1 pseudogene is annotated in these 268 nt (G+C 56.0%); it reads right to left on the bottom strand.

Annotation, left to right across the window (positions count from 1 at the left end):
• Positions 1 to 268 (bottom strand): annotated as a pseudogene (locus L9G74_RS20790) (methionine synthase); the annotation flags it as partial.

Here is a 268-nt window from a genome sequence, read left to right as displayed (position 1 = left end):
ATCACGCAGGGCTTGGTAGTCCCTGGCGGTTTTCGCCTGCAATGACTGCCTTTTTTCTTGATTGATCAACTGCCTCGCAACGCCAACGGCGCGCGAAGCGTCCTTGACCCAGAACACCCCCTGGTCATATTCCGGTTCGATTTTTAGTGCGGTATGAACCGGTGAGGTGGTTGCACCTCCGATCATCAACGGCAACTCAAGGCCTTGGCGTTTCATCTCGGCTGCGACCAGGCGCATTTCTTCCAGCGAAGGCGTAATCAGTCCGGAC

This window comes from Shewanella electrica, from assembly GCF_022321485.1.
In the GTDB taxonomy this organism is placed as follows: Bacteria; Pseudomonadota; Gammaproteobacteria; order Enterobacterales; family Shewanellaceae; genus Shewanella; species Shewanella electrica.
Note: the sequence above shows the minus strand (reverse complement) of the source record. Positions and strands in the feature narration are given on the sequence as shown.